At 39.4% G+C, this 14,042-nt stretch carries 11 protein-coding genes; 8 read left to right on the top strand and 3 right to left on the bottom strand.

Annotated elements, in window-relative coordinates:
• The first annotated feature begins 459 nt into the window (after window positions 1-459).
• The 7 genes from AC1M9I_RS09095 (at window position 460) to AC1M9I_RS09065 (ending at window position 10,198) form a co-directional block, all read left to right on the top strand.
• Window positions 460-771, top strand: coding sequence for a DUF4124 domain-containing protein (locus AC1M9I_RS09095; RefSeq protein WP_481610956.1), 312 nt, complete (start codon window positions 460-462; stop codon window positions 769-771).
• A gap of 122 nt (window positions 772-893) precedes the next feature.
• Window positions 894-3,515: a leucine--tRNA ligase gene (gene leuS / locus AC1M9I_RS09090; protein WP_481610955.1), complete on the top strand. Its 2,622-nt coding sequence runs from the start codon at window positions 894-896 to the stop codon at window positions 3,513-3,515.
• Window positions 3,516-3,758: 243 nt separating this feature from the next.
• Window positions 3,759-4,322 carry an LPS-assembly lipoprotein LptE gene (locus tag AC1M9I_RS09085; protein ID WP_035270158.1) on the top strand — a complete coding sequence of 188 codons (564 nt, stop codon included), beginning with the start codon at window positions 3,759-3,761 and terminating at the stop codon, window positions 4,320-4,322.
• 6 nt (window positions 4,323-4,328) lie between these two features.
• Window positions 4,329-5,315, top strand: a complete 987-nt coding sequence (gene holA / locus AC1M9I_RS09080) for a DNA polymerase III subunit delta (RefSeq protein WP_035270157.1) — start codon at window positions 4,329-4,331, stop codon at window positions 5,313-5,315.
• A 123-nt stretch (window positions 5,316-5,438) separates the two neighbouring features.
• The gene (locus AC1M9I_RS09075; RefSeq protein WP_481589269.1) at window positions 5,439-6,791 is read left to right on the top strand and encodes a MacA family efflux pump subunit; all 1,353 of its coding nucleotides are present in this window, start codon (window positions 5,439-5,441) and stop codon (window positions 6,789-6,791) included.
• A 2-nt stretch (window positions 6,792-6,793) separates the two neighbouring features.
• A complete protein-coding gene (locus AC1M9I_RS09070) occupies window positions 6,794-8,770 on the top strand; it encodes a MacB family efflux pump subunit (protein WP_481610954.1) in 1,977 nt (658 codons plus the stop codon).
• A gap of 12 nt (window positions 8,771-8,782) precedes the next feature.
• Window positions 8,783-10,198, top strand: a complete 1,416-nt coding sequence (locus tag AC1M9I_RS09065) for an efflux transporter outer membrane subunit (RefSeq protein ID WP_481610953.1) — start codon at window positions 8,783-8,785, stop codon at window positions 10,196-10,198.
• 28 nt (window positions 10,199-10,226) lie between these two features.
• On the opposite strand, the gene AC1M9I_RS09060 is transcribed toward AC1M9I_RS09065, so the two are convergent.
• Together AC1M9I_RS09060 and AC1M9I_RS09055 are read right to left on the bottom strand one after the other, a co-directional pair.
• A complete protein-coding gene (locus tag AC1M9I_RS09060) occupies window positions 10,227-11,315 on the bottom strand; it encodes a hypothetical protein (protein ID WP_481610952.1) in 1,089 nt (362 codons plus the stop codon).
• Window positions 11,316-11,322: 7 nt separating this feature from the next.
• Window positions 11,323-12,567 (bottom strand): hypothetical protein, encoded by a 1,245-nt coding sequence (locus tag AC1M9I_RS09055; RefSeq protein ID WP_481610951.1) that lies wholly within the window; start codon window positions 12,565-12,567, stop codon window positions 11,323-11,325.
• Window positions 12,568-12,578: 11 nt separating this feature from the next.
• On the opposite strand from AC1M9I_RS09055, the gene AC1M9I_RS09050 reads away from it, so the two are divergent.
• Window positions 12,579-13,511 (top strand): IS5 family transposase, encoded by a 933-nt coding sequence (locus tag AC1M9I_RS09050; protein WP_481610950.1) that lies wholly within the window; start codon window positions 12,579-12,581, stop codon window positions 13,509-13,511.
• A gap of 204 nt (window positions 13,512-13,715) precedes the next feature.
• Here the strand turns inward: AC1M9I_RS09050 and AC1M9I_RS09045 are convergent.
• Window positions 13,716-14,042: hypothetical protein (locus tag AC1M9I_RS09045; protein WP_481610949.1), on the bottom strand; the 327-nt coding region annotated here is incomplete at its 5' end.

Here is a 14,042-nt window from a genome sequence, read left to right as displayed (position 1 = left end):
TGCGACTGCATATTCAACATGTTGGGATAAACATATTTCTGCTATTTCATTGTCTCGGCTTAGAGACAACGTTATTGCAAGCCATGATATTTATTCGAAGGGTGATCGAACAAAACATATAAAACTAGAGCAGCATTTTTAGTTTTTTCACGACCAAAGTCAAGGTTTGCCGAAACCTTTTTATTGTTTATTTACCAACCGATTATTTTTCAAACGATAACTTTTGGTTGGATGATTTATAAAAAAAATTTCAAACACTTATTTTTAATATTTATATAAAACAATTTATACGCAAAATGATTTTTTTGATTAAAATAAAACCAATTAATCGTCATCAGTATCCAGCAAAATGCTGCGATATAAACGTGTAAAAGAACTCACTCCCCTCATATTTCTTTATAGGTGAAGTCATGAATTCACTAGCATCATCTTTAAAACTTTCTTGTTTAGCATCAACGGTTGTTTTTCGTTTCTATTTATTCATCTATGGTGCAGGCAAAAGAATATTACAAATGGGTCGATCAAAATGGTTCAACCCACTACACCACTACCCCGCCACCAAAATCAGCAAAAAAGAAAGGTAAAGTTGAAACATATGGTTGGAAAGCACCAACAACATCAGTCAATACCAATACAAATCCGAGCGAAGCTCCTCAAACCTCACAGACTCAAACGATACCAACGCAACAGCAAACAAACGGTGCTTCAAATACTGAGTCACAAAACACAAATGCTGCTCCATTAAGCGAAACTCAAGTTTCAAATGAGTGAAATTGTCTTTTTGATCTTAATTTAAGTTTTGCATCCATTTTCAGTCTGTAAAATTCACTTTTAGGTGCTTTTTGCGCTATGCTGTGCGCTAAATTTTTTAACCGTTCTCTTGTATTACGTATATGACTACTCACATTGACTCTGAATACCAAGCCAGTGCGATTGAGCCCCAAGTTCAACAGGACTGGGAATCTCGCAAAGCCTTTAAAGTTGCCGACACTGTAGAAGGTCCACGTCGATATATCCTCTCGATGTTCCCTTACCCAAGTGGCAAACTGCATATGGGTCATGTACGTAACTACACGATTGGTGACGTGATCAGCCGCTTCCACCGTCTCAAAGGTGAAACTGTATTACAACCTATGGGTTGGGATGCGTTTGGTTTACCTGCTGAAAATGCTGCGATTGCACACCAAGTTGCACCGGCAAAATGGACCTTCGAAAATATCGATTACATGCGTAATCAGCTTAAAAAATTAGGTCTTGCGGTGGATTGGGATCGTGAATTTGCAACGTGTACACCAGAATATTATCGCTGGGAACAATGGTTATTTGTTCAACTTTATAAAAAAGGCTTAATCTACCGTAAGCTTTCAACGGTAAATTGGGACCCTGTAGACCAAACTGTACTTGCAAATGAACAAGTAGAAAATGGTCGTGGTTGGCGTTCAGGTGCATTGGTAGAAAAACGTGATATTCCAATGTACTACTTCCGCATTACCGACTATGCGCAAGAATTACTTGATGACTTAGACACACTCAAAGACGGTTGGCCACAACAAGTCCTTACGATGCAACGTAACTGGATTGGTCGCTCACAAGGGATGGAAATCACCTTCCCTTCAGCGAACCCAGACGTTTATGCAGATGGTTTAACAGTATTTACCACACGTGCCGATACCTTAATGGGTGTGACTTATGTTGCAGTTGCAGCAGAACATCCAATGGCATTAAAAGCTGCGGAAAATAACCCTGAACTTGCTGCATTTATCGAAGAATGCCGTATGGGTTCAGTGGCAGAAGCTGACCTTGCAACTGCTGAGAAAAAAGGCATGGCAACAGGTCTTTCTGTGAAGCACCCTGTAACAGGCGAAGAAGTTCCTGTTTGGATCGCAAACTATGTTTTGATGTCATACGGTTCAGGTGCGGTGATGGCGGTTCCATCACACGATGAACGTGACTTCGAATTTGCCAATAAGTATGGCTTAACTATTAAGCAAGTCATTGATGCCAAAGGCGCTGATGATGCTGAATTCTCTGCGACAGAATGGCAAGAATGGTACGGCTCAAAAGAAGGTAAATTGGTCAATTCAGGCGAATTTGACGGTTTAGACTTCCAAGGTGCATTTGATGCATTCTTAGCAAAATTAGAACCACAAGGTCTTGCGAATGTAAAAGTTCAATTCCGTCTACGTGACTGGGGTGTATCTCGTCAACGCTATTGGGGTTGTCCAATTCCAATGATTAACTGTCCATCATGTGGTCAAGTGCCAGTGCCTGAAGATCAACTTCCAGTGGTTCTTCCAACTGACGTGGTTCCAGATGGTTCAGGTAACCCACTGAACAAAATGCCTGAGTTCTATGAAACATCTTGCCCAAGCTGTGGTGGCGATGCTCGTCGTGAAACAGATACGCTAGATACTTTCGTAGAATCTTCTTGGTACTACGCACGTTATGCATCTCCAGACTTTACTGGCGGCATGGTGGATCCTGCTGCAGGTCAAACATGGTTACCTGTAAACCAATACATCGGTGGTGTTGAACACGCGATTCTACATTTACTTTATGCACGCTTCTTCCACAAATTGATGCGTGATGAAGGTGTAGTGCAAGGCAACGAACCATTCACCAACTTGTTAACACAAGGTATGGTACTTGCTGATACCTATTACCGCGAATCTGAATCAGGTAAGAAAACATGGTTCAACCCTGCTGACATCGAACTTGAGCGTGATGAAAAAGGTCGTATCACATCTGCAAAATACAAAGGTGATGGTCAAGACGTTATCGTTGGCGGTCAAGAAAAAATGTCGAAATCGAAAAATAACGGTATCGACCCACAATCTATTATTGACCAATACGGCGCAGATACGGCACGTGTATTTATGATGTTTGCTGCGCCACCAGATCAATCTTTAGAATGGTCTGATGCAGGTGTAGAAGGTGCTAACCGTTTCTTAAAACGTGTATGGCGCTTGGCAACTGGTTTCCTTGAACAAGGTAATACTGCATCAGCGATTGATAAAGCTGCGCTTTCAACTGCGGCTCAAGACTTACGTCGTAAGACTCACGAAACCATCCAAAAAGTGGGTGATGACATCGAACGTCGTCATGCATTTAACACTGCAATTGCAGCGATGATGGAACTTCTGAATGCAAACAATAAGTTTGAAGCGAAAGATGACAACGATGTTGCTGTTGCACGTGAATCTATTACAACGCTTTTAACTTTACTTGCTCCATTTGCACCGCATTTAAGTGAAACATTATTGGCGCAGTTTGGTATCGAGTTAAATGCAACATTATTCCCTCAAGTGGATGAATCTGCATTAACACGTAATACACAAACCATTGTGGTTCAAGTGAACGGTAAGCTTCGTGGCAAACTTGAAGTGTCTGTAGATGCATCGAAAGATGACATTCTGGCGCAAGCAAAAGCATTGCCTGAAGTACAACAATTCTTAACAGGTCCAACCAAGAAAGAAATCGTTGTTCCGAATAAATTAGTGAATTTGGTGGTTTAAGAACCTTAAAGCCTCCCTGAGTAAGATATAAAGCACAGCTTTAGATCAAAGCGCAAGAAAGGGAGGTTTGGAGGGATTTAATTTCCATTGCGAAGCATTGCTTCTCACCTCTTTTAAAAAGAGGGGAATATAAGGATTTCACAATTCCCAAACAAAGCCCGTTGCCAGTCAACGGGCTTTGCACATACAATCAGAATATTCAAAATTTATCCTGAGTCTCAGGAAATACACAGAGGATCTACAATGCATTTGAGCAAACGTTTAGCTATTGCTGTTCTAACTTTAGGCTTAAGCGCAACTATGGTCGGCTGTGGATTTCATCTAAAAGGGACCAATCCAACTTCAACGCCACTGGCTTATACAAAGCTTGAATTAGCACTCCCTGCCAATACTTCTGATTTAGAGCGTAAACTCAGTGTTTATCTCACTGCTGCAGGTGTGCAACTAAGTAACTCTAACGATGCATATGTATTGCGTATCATTGACTATAAGCCAATTCGCCATGAGCTCAACGGCAAACTCATTGAAGTTCTACTCAGACTTTCTGTGACTTTCCAAATCGAAGATCGTCAAGGTAACTTGGTGACAAAACCTCGAACTTTAACTGCGACACGTACATATCAATATAATGTTGCAACCGTGAACACAGATGATCAACAAAATAAATATCTCAGTGAAATCTTAATTGACGATGTCGCTCAACAGATCTCTCGTCAAATTGCTGCAAACCGTCTGCCAAAAGCAGAAGCAAATGTACTGTTACCTGTGCAACAAACTTTTGAACCTACTGCCTCTGAAAATCCGTAACTCAGAATGAAGTTAGATTATCTACAAGCATTAAAACGTGTAAACGAAGCACGTGGTGCATGGGTATTACATGGTCAAGAACCTTTACTTGAGCAAAATCTTTTAGATGCTTTCCGTCAAAGTTGGATCATCAATCACGTGGAAAGAGAACGCTATGACATCCAAAGCGTTGCTGATTGGAAAAATGTATTTAATGCACTCAACAGCCTTTCTCTTTTTTCACAAAATCTCGCAGTAGAGGTCCATGGCAACATTAAGCCAGATGCCAATGCGTTAAAGTTACTCAAGCATTATATCCAGCATAATGAACACAACTTGTTGTTGATCATTATGCCTAAGCAAGATAGCAGTAGCTTAAAGTCGGCGTTTTTTCAAACGATTGAAGCCAATGGCGTCTTGGTTCCTCTTACAGCAACTTATGCGCAAGATCGTCAGCGTATACTCAGCATAGAAGCTGATAAAATTGGGATTCAACTGAGCCAAGATGCATGGCAATGGCTCGAAGTCCACCACGAACATAATTTATTGGCTGCTAAAAACAGCTTAATGCGTCTGGCAGACACGTTCCCCGATGTACAGCATCTTGAAATGCAACATTTGCTCGAATGCTTACAAGATCAATCACGCTATACCACTTTTGACTTAAGCGATGCATTAATTTCAGGCAACCTAAGTCAAGCGATCAAAATATACCAATATTTAGTCGAAGCTGGCGAACCACACAGTTTAGTATTATGGACGGTAAGCAAAGAAATGCGCTTACTGATGCAACTTTTTGAGCAACCACAAAATGCATTACAACTCGGCATCTGGAAAACCAAAGTCAGTCTTTATCAACAAGCCTTGAGACGTCTTAATCCCAAGCAATTTCTCACATGGCCACAATTGCTATTAAGAATCGATGCTGCCATCAAAGGCAAAAATAATGAAAATCCCGAACACCTCATGCAACAAGCCATTGCTGAATTATGTGGAAAAACCTTGTTTGCTTAGTTAACGAGCAAGGTCTATTTATAACTATAAAAATGATTATTGATTTTATTTAAGAAAAATACACTTTTTATCCTTATTTCATCATTATAATTCTCTTAATTTCCGTCATTTTTCAATATCGCCATGCAAAAAATAAAACCAACGAAATTGATTATCATCGCGATCATTACGATTGCAGCTATCGCTTTAGCTTGGTATTTCTTTAAACCTAAAGATGAGCAACCTCAGTTGATTACCGCTGAAGTGACACGTGGTGATATTGAAAACTCTGTCCTTGCAACAGGTGTATTAGAAGCGACCAAAATGGTTAGCGTTGGTGCACAGGTTTCAGGTCAGGTGAAAAAAATGTATGTACAACTGGGTGATCAAGTCAAACAAGGTCAACTGATTGCTCAAATCGATTCCGTTCGTCAGGAAAATGATCTAAAAACAGCTGAAGCCAGCATTAAAAATCAGTTGGCTCAATTGGCAGTCAAACAAGCAAATCTGACTAAAGTTGAGGCGGAATATAATCGCCAAAAAGCCATGTATGCCCAAGATGCAACTTCTCGTGCCGAATATGAGTCCGCATTAGCAAGTTATAAAACTGCTCAAGCCGATATCGTCGCGATGAATGCTCAAATCGAGCAATCTCGTTTATCACTGGCTACGACTAAAGAAGATTTAGGCTATACCCGTATCGTTGCTCCGATGGATGGCACAATTGTGGCAATTGTGACTGAAGAAGGTCAAACAGTGAACGCGAATCAAAGCGCGCCAACCATCGTGAAATTAGCAAAACTTGACACCATGACGGTTAAGGCTGAAATTTCTGAAGCAGATGTTATGCGTGTTGAGGAAGGTCAAACTGTTTATTTCACTACTTTAGGTAATAGCGAGAAAAAGCATTACGCAACACTGCGTCAAGTTGAACCTGCACCTAACTCAATCAATACAGAAACCAACAACTCAAATTCATCTTCATCAAGTACAGCTGTGTATTACAACGCTCTATTCGATGTTCCTAATGAAGATGGAAAATTGCGTATTGATATGACTGCACAAGTTTATATCGTGTTAGATGAAGTAAAGAATGCACTGACTATTCCATCTTCTGCTGTTCAAAGCTCTAATCGTCCTGCTCGCCAGCGTGGTGCAAATGCGGGTTCAAATGCCCAAGAACGTAATGAACAAGCTCGTGGTGAAGGGCGTGCCGAACGTTCATCAGCTGATCGTCCTAAGCGTTTAGAATTAACCGCTGAGGAAAAGGCATTAGTCGATCAAGGTAAAGCTTCCATGGCTATGGTACGCGTACTTCAAGCAGATGGCACAGCCAAACCGACCCCTGTTCTTATCGGTCTAAATAACCGTGCAACAGCGCAAGTTTTACGCGGTTTAAAATTAGGCGATAAGGTGGTGATCGCTGATGGCTCTGACTCATCAAATGACTCAGCTAAACGTGGCGCACGTGGTGGCGCTGGTCCAATGAGAATGTAATTATGAGTCAGACCAGAACACCTCTACTCGAGGTCAAAAACCTGACCCGTGAATTCCCTGCTGGTGAATATACTGTGCAAATTCTAAAAGGGGTAAATCTTGAGATTTATCCTGGAGAATTGGTTGCCATTGTAGGTCAATCAGGCTCAGGAAAATCAACACTGATGAACATCTTAGGATGTTTAGATAAACCGACCAATGGTAGCTACAAGGTTAAGGGCCGCGAAACACGTGAGCTAGAACCTGATGAACTTGCTCAATTACGCCGTGAATATTTCGGATTCATCTTCCAGCGCTACCATTTACTTGGTGACTTAAATGCAGCTGGTAACGTCGAAGTCCCTGCGATCTATGCCGGTGCTGATGCTTCTGAACGCCATGATCGTGCAGTTCAGCTTTTGTCCGATTTAGGTCTAGGTGAAAAAACCCAAAACCGCCCGAGCCAACTTTCGGGCGGTCAGCAACAGCGTGTTTCGATTGCTCGCGCGTTGATGAATGGCGGTGATGTTATTCTCGCCGATGAGCCTACAGGTGCATTAGATAAAAAAAGCGGTATTGAAGTGATGCGTATTTTACGCGAACTGAATGCCAAAGGTCATACCATCATTCTCGTTACTCATGATCACAATGTTGCCAAAAATGCGACTCGTATTATTGAGATTTCAGACGGTAATATTATTTCAGATGAACCCAATGTTCCTGAGATTGATGATGGCTTTGAACGTGAAGAATTGATTCGTGCTGAGCAAAAGAAAACATCGTCTTGGCGTTCAGCTTTAGACCGTTTAGGTGAAGCTTTCCGCATGGCACATCTGGCCATGAATGCTCATCGAATGCGTACTTTTTTGACCATGCTCGGAATCATTATCGGGATCGCATCTGTCGTTTCGGTTGTCGCACTTGGTAATGGATCACAAAAACAAATTTTAGAAAATATTAGTAGTTTGGGCACCAATACCATTACGGTCTACCAAGGACGTGGTTTTGGTGATAACTCCCGATCTTCTCAGGCCAAGACCTTAATCCCTGCTGATGCTGATGCGTTAGCGGAACAGCCTTACGTAGATGGTGTAAGTCCTTCAGTCAATAGTTCTGTCACGGGAAGATATAAAGATGTAGAGGCATCCACGACAGTCAATGGCGTGAGTGAAGACTTTTTCTATGTGCGTGGTTTAACGTTTAAATCAGGTCAACCATTTGACAAACATAGTGTTACTGAACAAGCCCAAGATGTTGTGATTGATACCAATACCCAAAAGACATTCTTTAGCGATGGTACGGATCCTATTGGTCAAGTAATTCTATTGGGCAGTGTACCTAGTCGTATTATTGGTATCGTAGATGCTCAACAAGGTGCAATGGGTAATTCAGATAGTCTTAATGTCTATCTCCCTTACTCAACCGTCATGAGTCGAATGCTTGGACAGTCGAATGTGAGAAGCATCATCGTTCGTGTAAAAGATGAATATTCAAGTACAGCTGCTGAAAATGCAATCTTGAATTTACTCGTTCAACGCCACGGGGCGCAAGACGTGTTCACTCAAAATGCGGACAGTATTCGTGAAACCATCCAGCAAACTACCGCTACAATGACTTTACTTATTTCTGCGATTGCTGTGATTTCTTTAGTCGTTGGTGGTATCGGTGTCATGAACATTATGTTGGTGTCTGTCACTGAACGAACGCAAGAAATTGGTGTGCGAATGGCCGTGGGTGCTCGACAAAGCGATATTTTGCAACAATTCCTGATTGAAGCCGTATTAGTGTGTATTTTAGGCGGTATCCTTGGGGTGTTATTATCACTGGGAATTGGTCAGCTGATTACACACTTTGCTGGTGGCACGTTCCAAATGGCGTATTCAACCACATCAATAATAGCTGCATTCGTTTGTTCAAGTTTAATCGGGATCGTATTCGGTTTTATCCCAGCACGAAATGCTGCTCGTTTAAATCCTGTCGATGCACTGTCAAGAGAATAATAAGGTATAACTATGCGTAATCAACTTCATAAACTGTTCATGACCTTAGCATTAACAGGCTCTTTAGTCGGCTGTGCGGCTGTAGTGAAAACGCCTTATCAAGCTCCTGCAGCCGATATTCCACAGGGCTTTCAAAACAGCCAACAACACAGCCAAAATATCCACCAACAGGCTTTTCATGATCAATGGTGGACATTATTTGGTGATGCACAGCTCAACCAATTGGTTGAACAAGTGATTGCCCGTAATACTGATTTAGCTGTTGCTGGGATTAATTTGCAACAAGCACGCATTCAAGCCAAGCAATCTGAAAGTCAGCAAGGTGTGCGTATTGGCAATGCAGGTGCATCGGTCGGTCATCGTTTTAGTTTAGATGGTGATGGTGATTCTTCAAATGGTATTTCACTGAACTATCCTGGCTTAAGCTATGAGCTGGATTTATTCGGTAAATTGGCCAATCAAACTGAAGCATCTCGATGGGAAGCGCTTGCGACTGAGCAAGATTTACAAGCCACTGCACAAAGCCTGATTGCGACAACTGCACAATTGTATTGGCAATTGGGATATCTTAATGAACGCCTATCTGTGGCTCAACAAAATTTGGCGAGTACGCAGAAAACTTATGAATTAGTGCAAACACAGTATCGAGCTGGGGCGGTATCAGGTCTTGATTTAACGTCAGCTGAACAAGCTGTTCAAAGTCAAAAAGCTACGTTAAGCCAGATCGAACAGCAAAAAGTTGAAACTCGAACTGCTCTTGCGGTATTGCTCAATCAACCTGTGCAACAGTTGAATATCTCGGAGCCACAGCGCTTACCACTTTCTGCCCTACCGCAAATTCAATCGGGCTTACCAGCTGAGCTTTTATCGCGCCGTCCTGATTTGCAAGCAGCCGAGTTACGTTTACGCAAAGCACTTGCCAATAAAGATGCCAATAAAGCAAGTTATTACCCTTCGATTAATTTAACGGGTAGTATAACTACTGGAGGCTCAAGCACTTCGCTGAGTAATGTGCTGTCAAATCCTGCTGCGATATTGGGTGCGGGTCTTACGCTACCTTTCCTGCAATGGAATGACATGAAACGTGATTTGCGTGTCAATGAACTTGAGTATGAAAAGTCTATTATTCAATACCGTCAGACCTTATACAAAGCTTTTGCCGATGTTGAAAATGCGTTATCTGCACGCAATGAAATAGACAAACAAGTCGCTTTACAAGAACGTAATGTTCAACTCGCTGAGAAAACGGAACAACTCACGCAAGTACGTTATAAAAATGGTGCAATTGCGCTGAAGAATTTGATTGATGCACAACGTACCACACGTGAAGCACGTTTAAGTTTGGTTCAAGCCAAACAAACTCAGTACAATGCTTATGTGACGTTATTGCAAGCTTTAGGTGGTAGTCCGATTCAGCAATTGCCTTGAATAAAAAAAGCCCGTAGGGGCTTTTTTATTATAGAAAATTCCAAAACTTCAAATAATTATCAAACCCACGACCTCGTGTTTGCATAATAAATTCAATAAACGAAGTAAAACACAATAACCCTATATAAGCGCATAGAATACATATTAAATAGTGAGTGAGTCCAAATTTAGTTGAATTTAAGCTAACACCTTCAACCTTACGAGTATCATGTTCATCTTTAAAAGAATAATTTCTATTAAACACATGAATAAATAGATTACCTAATAATGAAATAAGATAATAAAAGAAAAAGAAAGATCGAGCATAATTAATAATTTTGTTTCGTTTTAAACTTCCAGCCTCATCAACCAAATATTCATATTTCGAATTAATATTATTTTCTTTGAAAACATAATCATTATCAAAGAGTGTATACCAAGATTTTTTAATTATACCAAACACTTTTGAATAATAATTTTTTTTCTTAATATTTTTATATTCTTCACCTTCCATATAATTCACTACAAATTGCCAACAAGATGAAAACTTCAATAGATCTTTTTCATCACTGACTTTTCTAACTAAATAAAAAGGTTGCTCAATATCTTCCTTAGACTTAAATTTAATTTCATGATATTCGATATCTGACTTTATATTTATTTTTTCTACAGTCACATCTAAATCATCCCAATCAACAACAAACTCTTTATCATCAATTTTAGGGAAATATACTTTTTTTAAATTTCGATTAAATCTAATAGGAAATTGACGAAATGAAATAAAGTTTTTATATCCAGAAAACCAACTAAATAAAAAACATCCAGCAATAACAAATATTGTTAAAAATAATATGATAAAAAAATCATCACTTATTGTTTTTGTAAAAAGATCAGGTAATAAATAAGTTAGTGGCGTTAATAAAAAAAATAGGCAAATTAAACCTAACCCAACAACCCCACCTCTTGCAAAAAAACTTTTATCATAAAATTCAATATAATTTTCGTTTAGCTCTCGAATATAGCCATAATCAGTTGGTTCTACAATCGGTAAATCTTTTATAGGATAATATCCACCTTGATAATTTTCTTTTTTTTTCGGGTATTTAGTGGTTACACCATAAAGCCTGTGATTAATCATATTATTCCTATGCTGCAATTGCTTTTAATGATATATCAAACTGAGATTTCAATTGATCTAAAGTTTTATACCTGTGATTTTTTAAAGTTCCAAATGAACTCCTTTCCACCCAATCTTGAAGAGCATTGTCCTTATATTTAGCTATCATAATTGATAACCCAATCATTACAGCTGCGATAATTAATCCATAAACCCCGAAAACAGTTAATCCTCTCAATAATGCATATCCTAGCCCCACACCTAAAAAACCATTTACCATTTGCATACTTAATAATGTGTAATTACCTTCTGCAAAAGAATCCGGAGCATCTAATAAATCCATGATGCCGACAGCAATAGATGCACTTCCTCCTAACAATCTAGCACTTAGATTAAGTGAAGTTTTCATAAATCCAGCTTGTTTTGTAAGAGCATCACCAAACTGTGCAAACGAAGCAATTGCTGCCATCGCACCTGCATAAGCTCTGTAACTATTATTCCGGGCATCATGCGCCATCACTTCATCACCATAGGCATCATCCCATAACTTTACAAAAACCCAAGTTTGGAATGCACCAATAATTAAAGAACTACCAGCTAAAAACATCTTAGTTACATTGGGGGCAGATCTATTTAGAGTTTCTTGAACTGACGTTTTTACTCTATCACGCCATTGCAAATCAAAGTCACTTGAGACTGCATTTTTAAGATCTATATTATCTACTGTCACCGCTTTTAAAGCTTGTTCAAAACTTGTAACGTTCTTAAAAACTCCTTTTACAATTACAAGGTTTCTTTTCACCACATGTTTTTTCAAATTTGTTTTTGTTGCTAAATCCAAAATATGTTGATCAATCATGAATTTTAAATTTCTTGGATCTGTTTTAATACTCTGCGCTAAAGCAGGATTTTCTCTGGCTGCTGCTAGAATCATCTCTTTTCTTAACACTGAAGCCAATTTACTTGTTCTGATGTTATTTGTAATAAATGGTTCGAATTTCACTCTGTACAATCCAGCATAACTGATTGCGGCTAAACCTGTATTTAATCCATTTAATATACCTTGAGCTAACAGTATATATAAGGAACCAAAAACGACTGCAAAACCACTACCTAATTTATCAACATGACCCTCAACAGTATTTTGAAATGCACCTGCGAAACTTCCCCAAAGCCCATCCCAGGGTATATCTCTAAACTTATTTTCAACATCTGGTTTTAGTTTTTTAAGGCTTTGTTGCAGAAAGCTATTCTTAAGGGCTTCTTCAGCCATATAATTTTCAAATGAAGAAGCCTACACACAAAATCTACCGCACAACCAATTGGCCCGCATATAACCGAGCACTCATTAATCGCGGAAATATTGCCATTTGGTTTGATCCTACTACGCAATGGTATGCTCTATCAAAAGGCAAACAAGGACGAAATAAAACCTACTCCGACGCAGCCATCCAATGCTGCTTAATGATTAAATCCTTATTTCGTCTGTCTTTACGTATGGTCACTGGCTTTGTGCAAAGTCTGATTAAACTTTGCGGATTAAATTGGACCGCACCAGATTACAGTACGCTTTGTAGAAGACAAAAGCATATTGATATTGCAATCAGCTACCAAAAAAGTAGCGATGGGCTGCATCTACTCATGGACTATACAGGCTTGAAGTTTCTAGGTGAGGGTGAATGGAAACGCAAGAAACATGGACCTAGATATCGTCGCCAATGGCGTAAGCTACATATTGCTATAGATGCTGAAACTCTTCAAATACGTGCTATTCAGCTCACAACCAGTAATATCAGTGATTCACAGGTACTCGGTGACTTACTTGATCAGATTCCACAAGATGAGCAGATTGACTCTGTTTATACCGATGGAGCTTATGACACCAAGCAATGCCGTCAGGCCATTGCAGATCGGCAAGCGCATGCGGTGATTCCACCTAGAAAAAATGCGAAACCATGGAAAGATACAAAGAGCAGCTCGCTAGAGCGAAATGAATTACTTCGAACAGTTAAACGTTTAGGTAGGACACTATGGAAAAAATGGTCAGGCTATCATCGGCGAAGTTTGGTTGAGACTAAGATGCACTGCATCAAATTATTAGGAGATAAACTCAGTGCAAGGAGCTTTGATAGCCAAGTCAATGAGGTTCATCCACGTGTAGCAGTCCTCAACAGATTTACGGAATTAGGTCGACCACTTACCCAAGTTACGCCTTAAATTTGGCTCAATTAGGGGCGCTTTGCCTTTCAAATCTTTGTGCAACAAAGCCCTCTTTATTAAATACATCAACAAATCCCTACATTTTTAGATATTCTTTATTTTACACTCCCACCTGCAGACCCACCCACTATAACCCTTTAACTTTTATAATCTAAAAAAATATTTTTTAAAATAACTTAATTATTTTTTCAGAAATTATGGTTAATTTCTAATTATAAAATATATAAATATAAACACCCCTAAAAAAAATAAAAATACAAAAGCCGTAAAATTAATTCTCAACCAAACAATATTATTTTTGGTAAAACTCACGAGATCCTCCATGTATACATTAGGGAAATACTTAAATGGTTTTATGTTTTTTTTTCTTGATGGAAAAATATCATCCGCTTTTTTAATCATTTTGAATGAATGCAAAAAAAATAATATAAAAAAACGGCTTTGTTGCACAAAGCTATTCTTAAGGGCTTCTTCAGCCATATAATTTTCAAATGAAGAAGCCTGCACACAAAATCTACCGCACAACCA

The organism is Acinetobacter sp. ANC_7553 (assembly GCF_056779895.1).
The sequence above is the reverse complement of the archived record's forward strand: the minus strand, read 5'-3'. Positions and strand labels throughout refer to the sequence as shown.

Coding starts and splice junctions, on each gene's coding strand:
- leuS (WP_481610955.1), top strand. CDS start 894: ATGACTACTCACATTGACTCTGAATACCAAGCCAGTGCGATTGAGCCC.
- AC1M9I_RS09085 (WP_035270158.1), top strand. CDS start 3,759: ATGCATTTGAGCAAACGTTTAGCTATTGCTGTTCTAACTTTAGGCTTA.
- holA (WP_035270157.1), top strand. CDS start 4,329: ATGAAGTTAGATTATCTACAAGCATTAAAACGTGTAAACGAAGCACGT.
- AC1M9I_RS09075 (WP_481589269.1), top strand. CDS start 5,439: ATGCAAAAAATAAAACCAACGAAATTGATTATCATCGCGATCATTACG.
- AC1M9I_RS09070 (WP_481610954.1), top strand. CDS start 6,794: ATGAGTCAGACCAGAACACCTCTACTCGAGGTCAAAAACCTGACCCGT.
- AC1M9I_RS09065 (WP_481610953.1), top strand. CDS start 8,783: ATGCGTAATCAACTTCATAAACTGTTCATGACCTTAGCATTAACAGGC.
- AC1M9I_RS09060 (WP_481610952.1), bottom strand. CDS start 11,315: ATGATTAATCACAGGCTTTATGGTGTAACCACTAAATACCCGAAAAAA.
- AC1M9I_RS09055 (WP_481610951.1), bottom strand. CDS start 12,567: ATGGCTGAAGAAGCCCTTAAGAATAGCTTTCTGCAACAAAGCCTTAAA.
- AC1M9I_RS09050 (WP_481610950.1), top strand. CDS start 12,579: ATGAAGAAGCCTACACACAAAATCTACCGCACAACCAATTGGCCCGCA.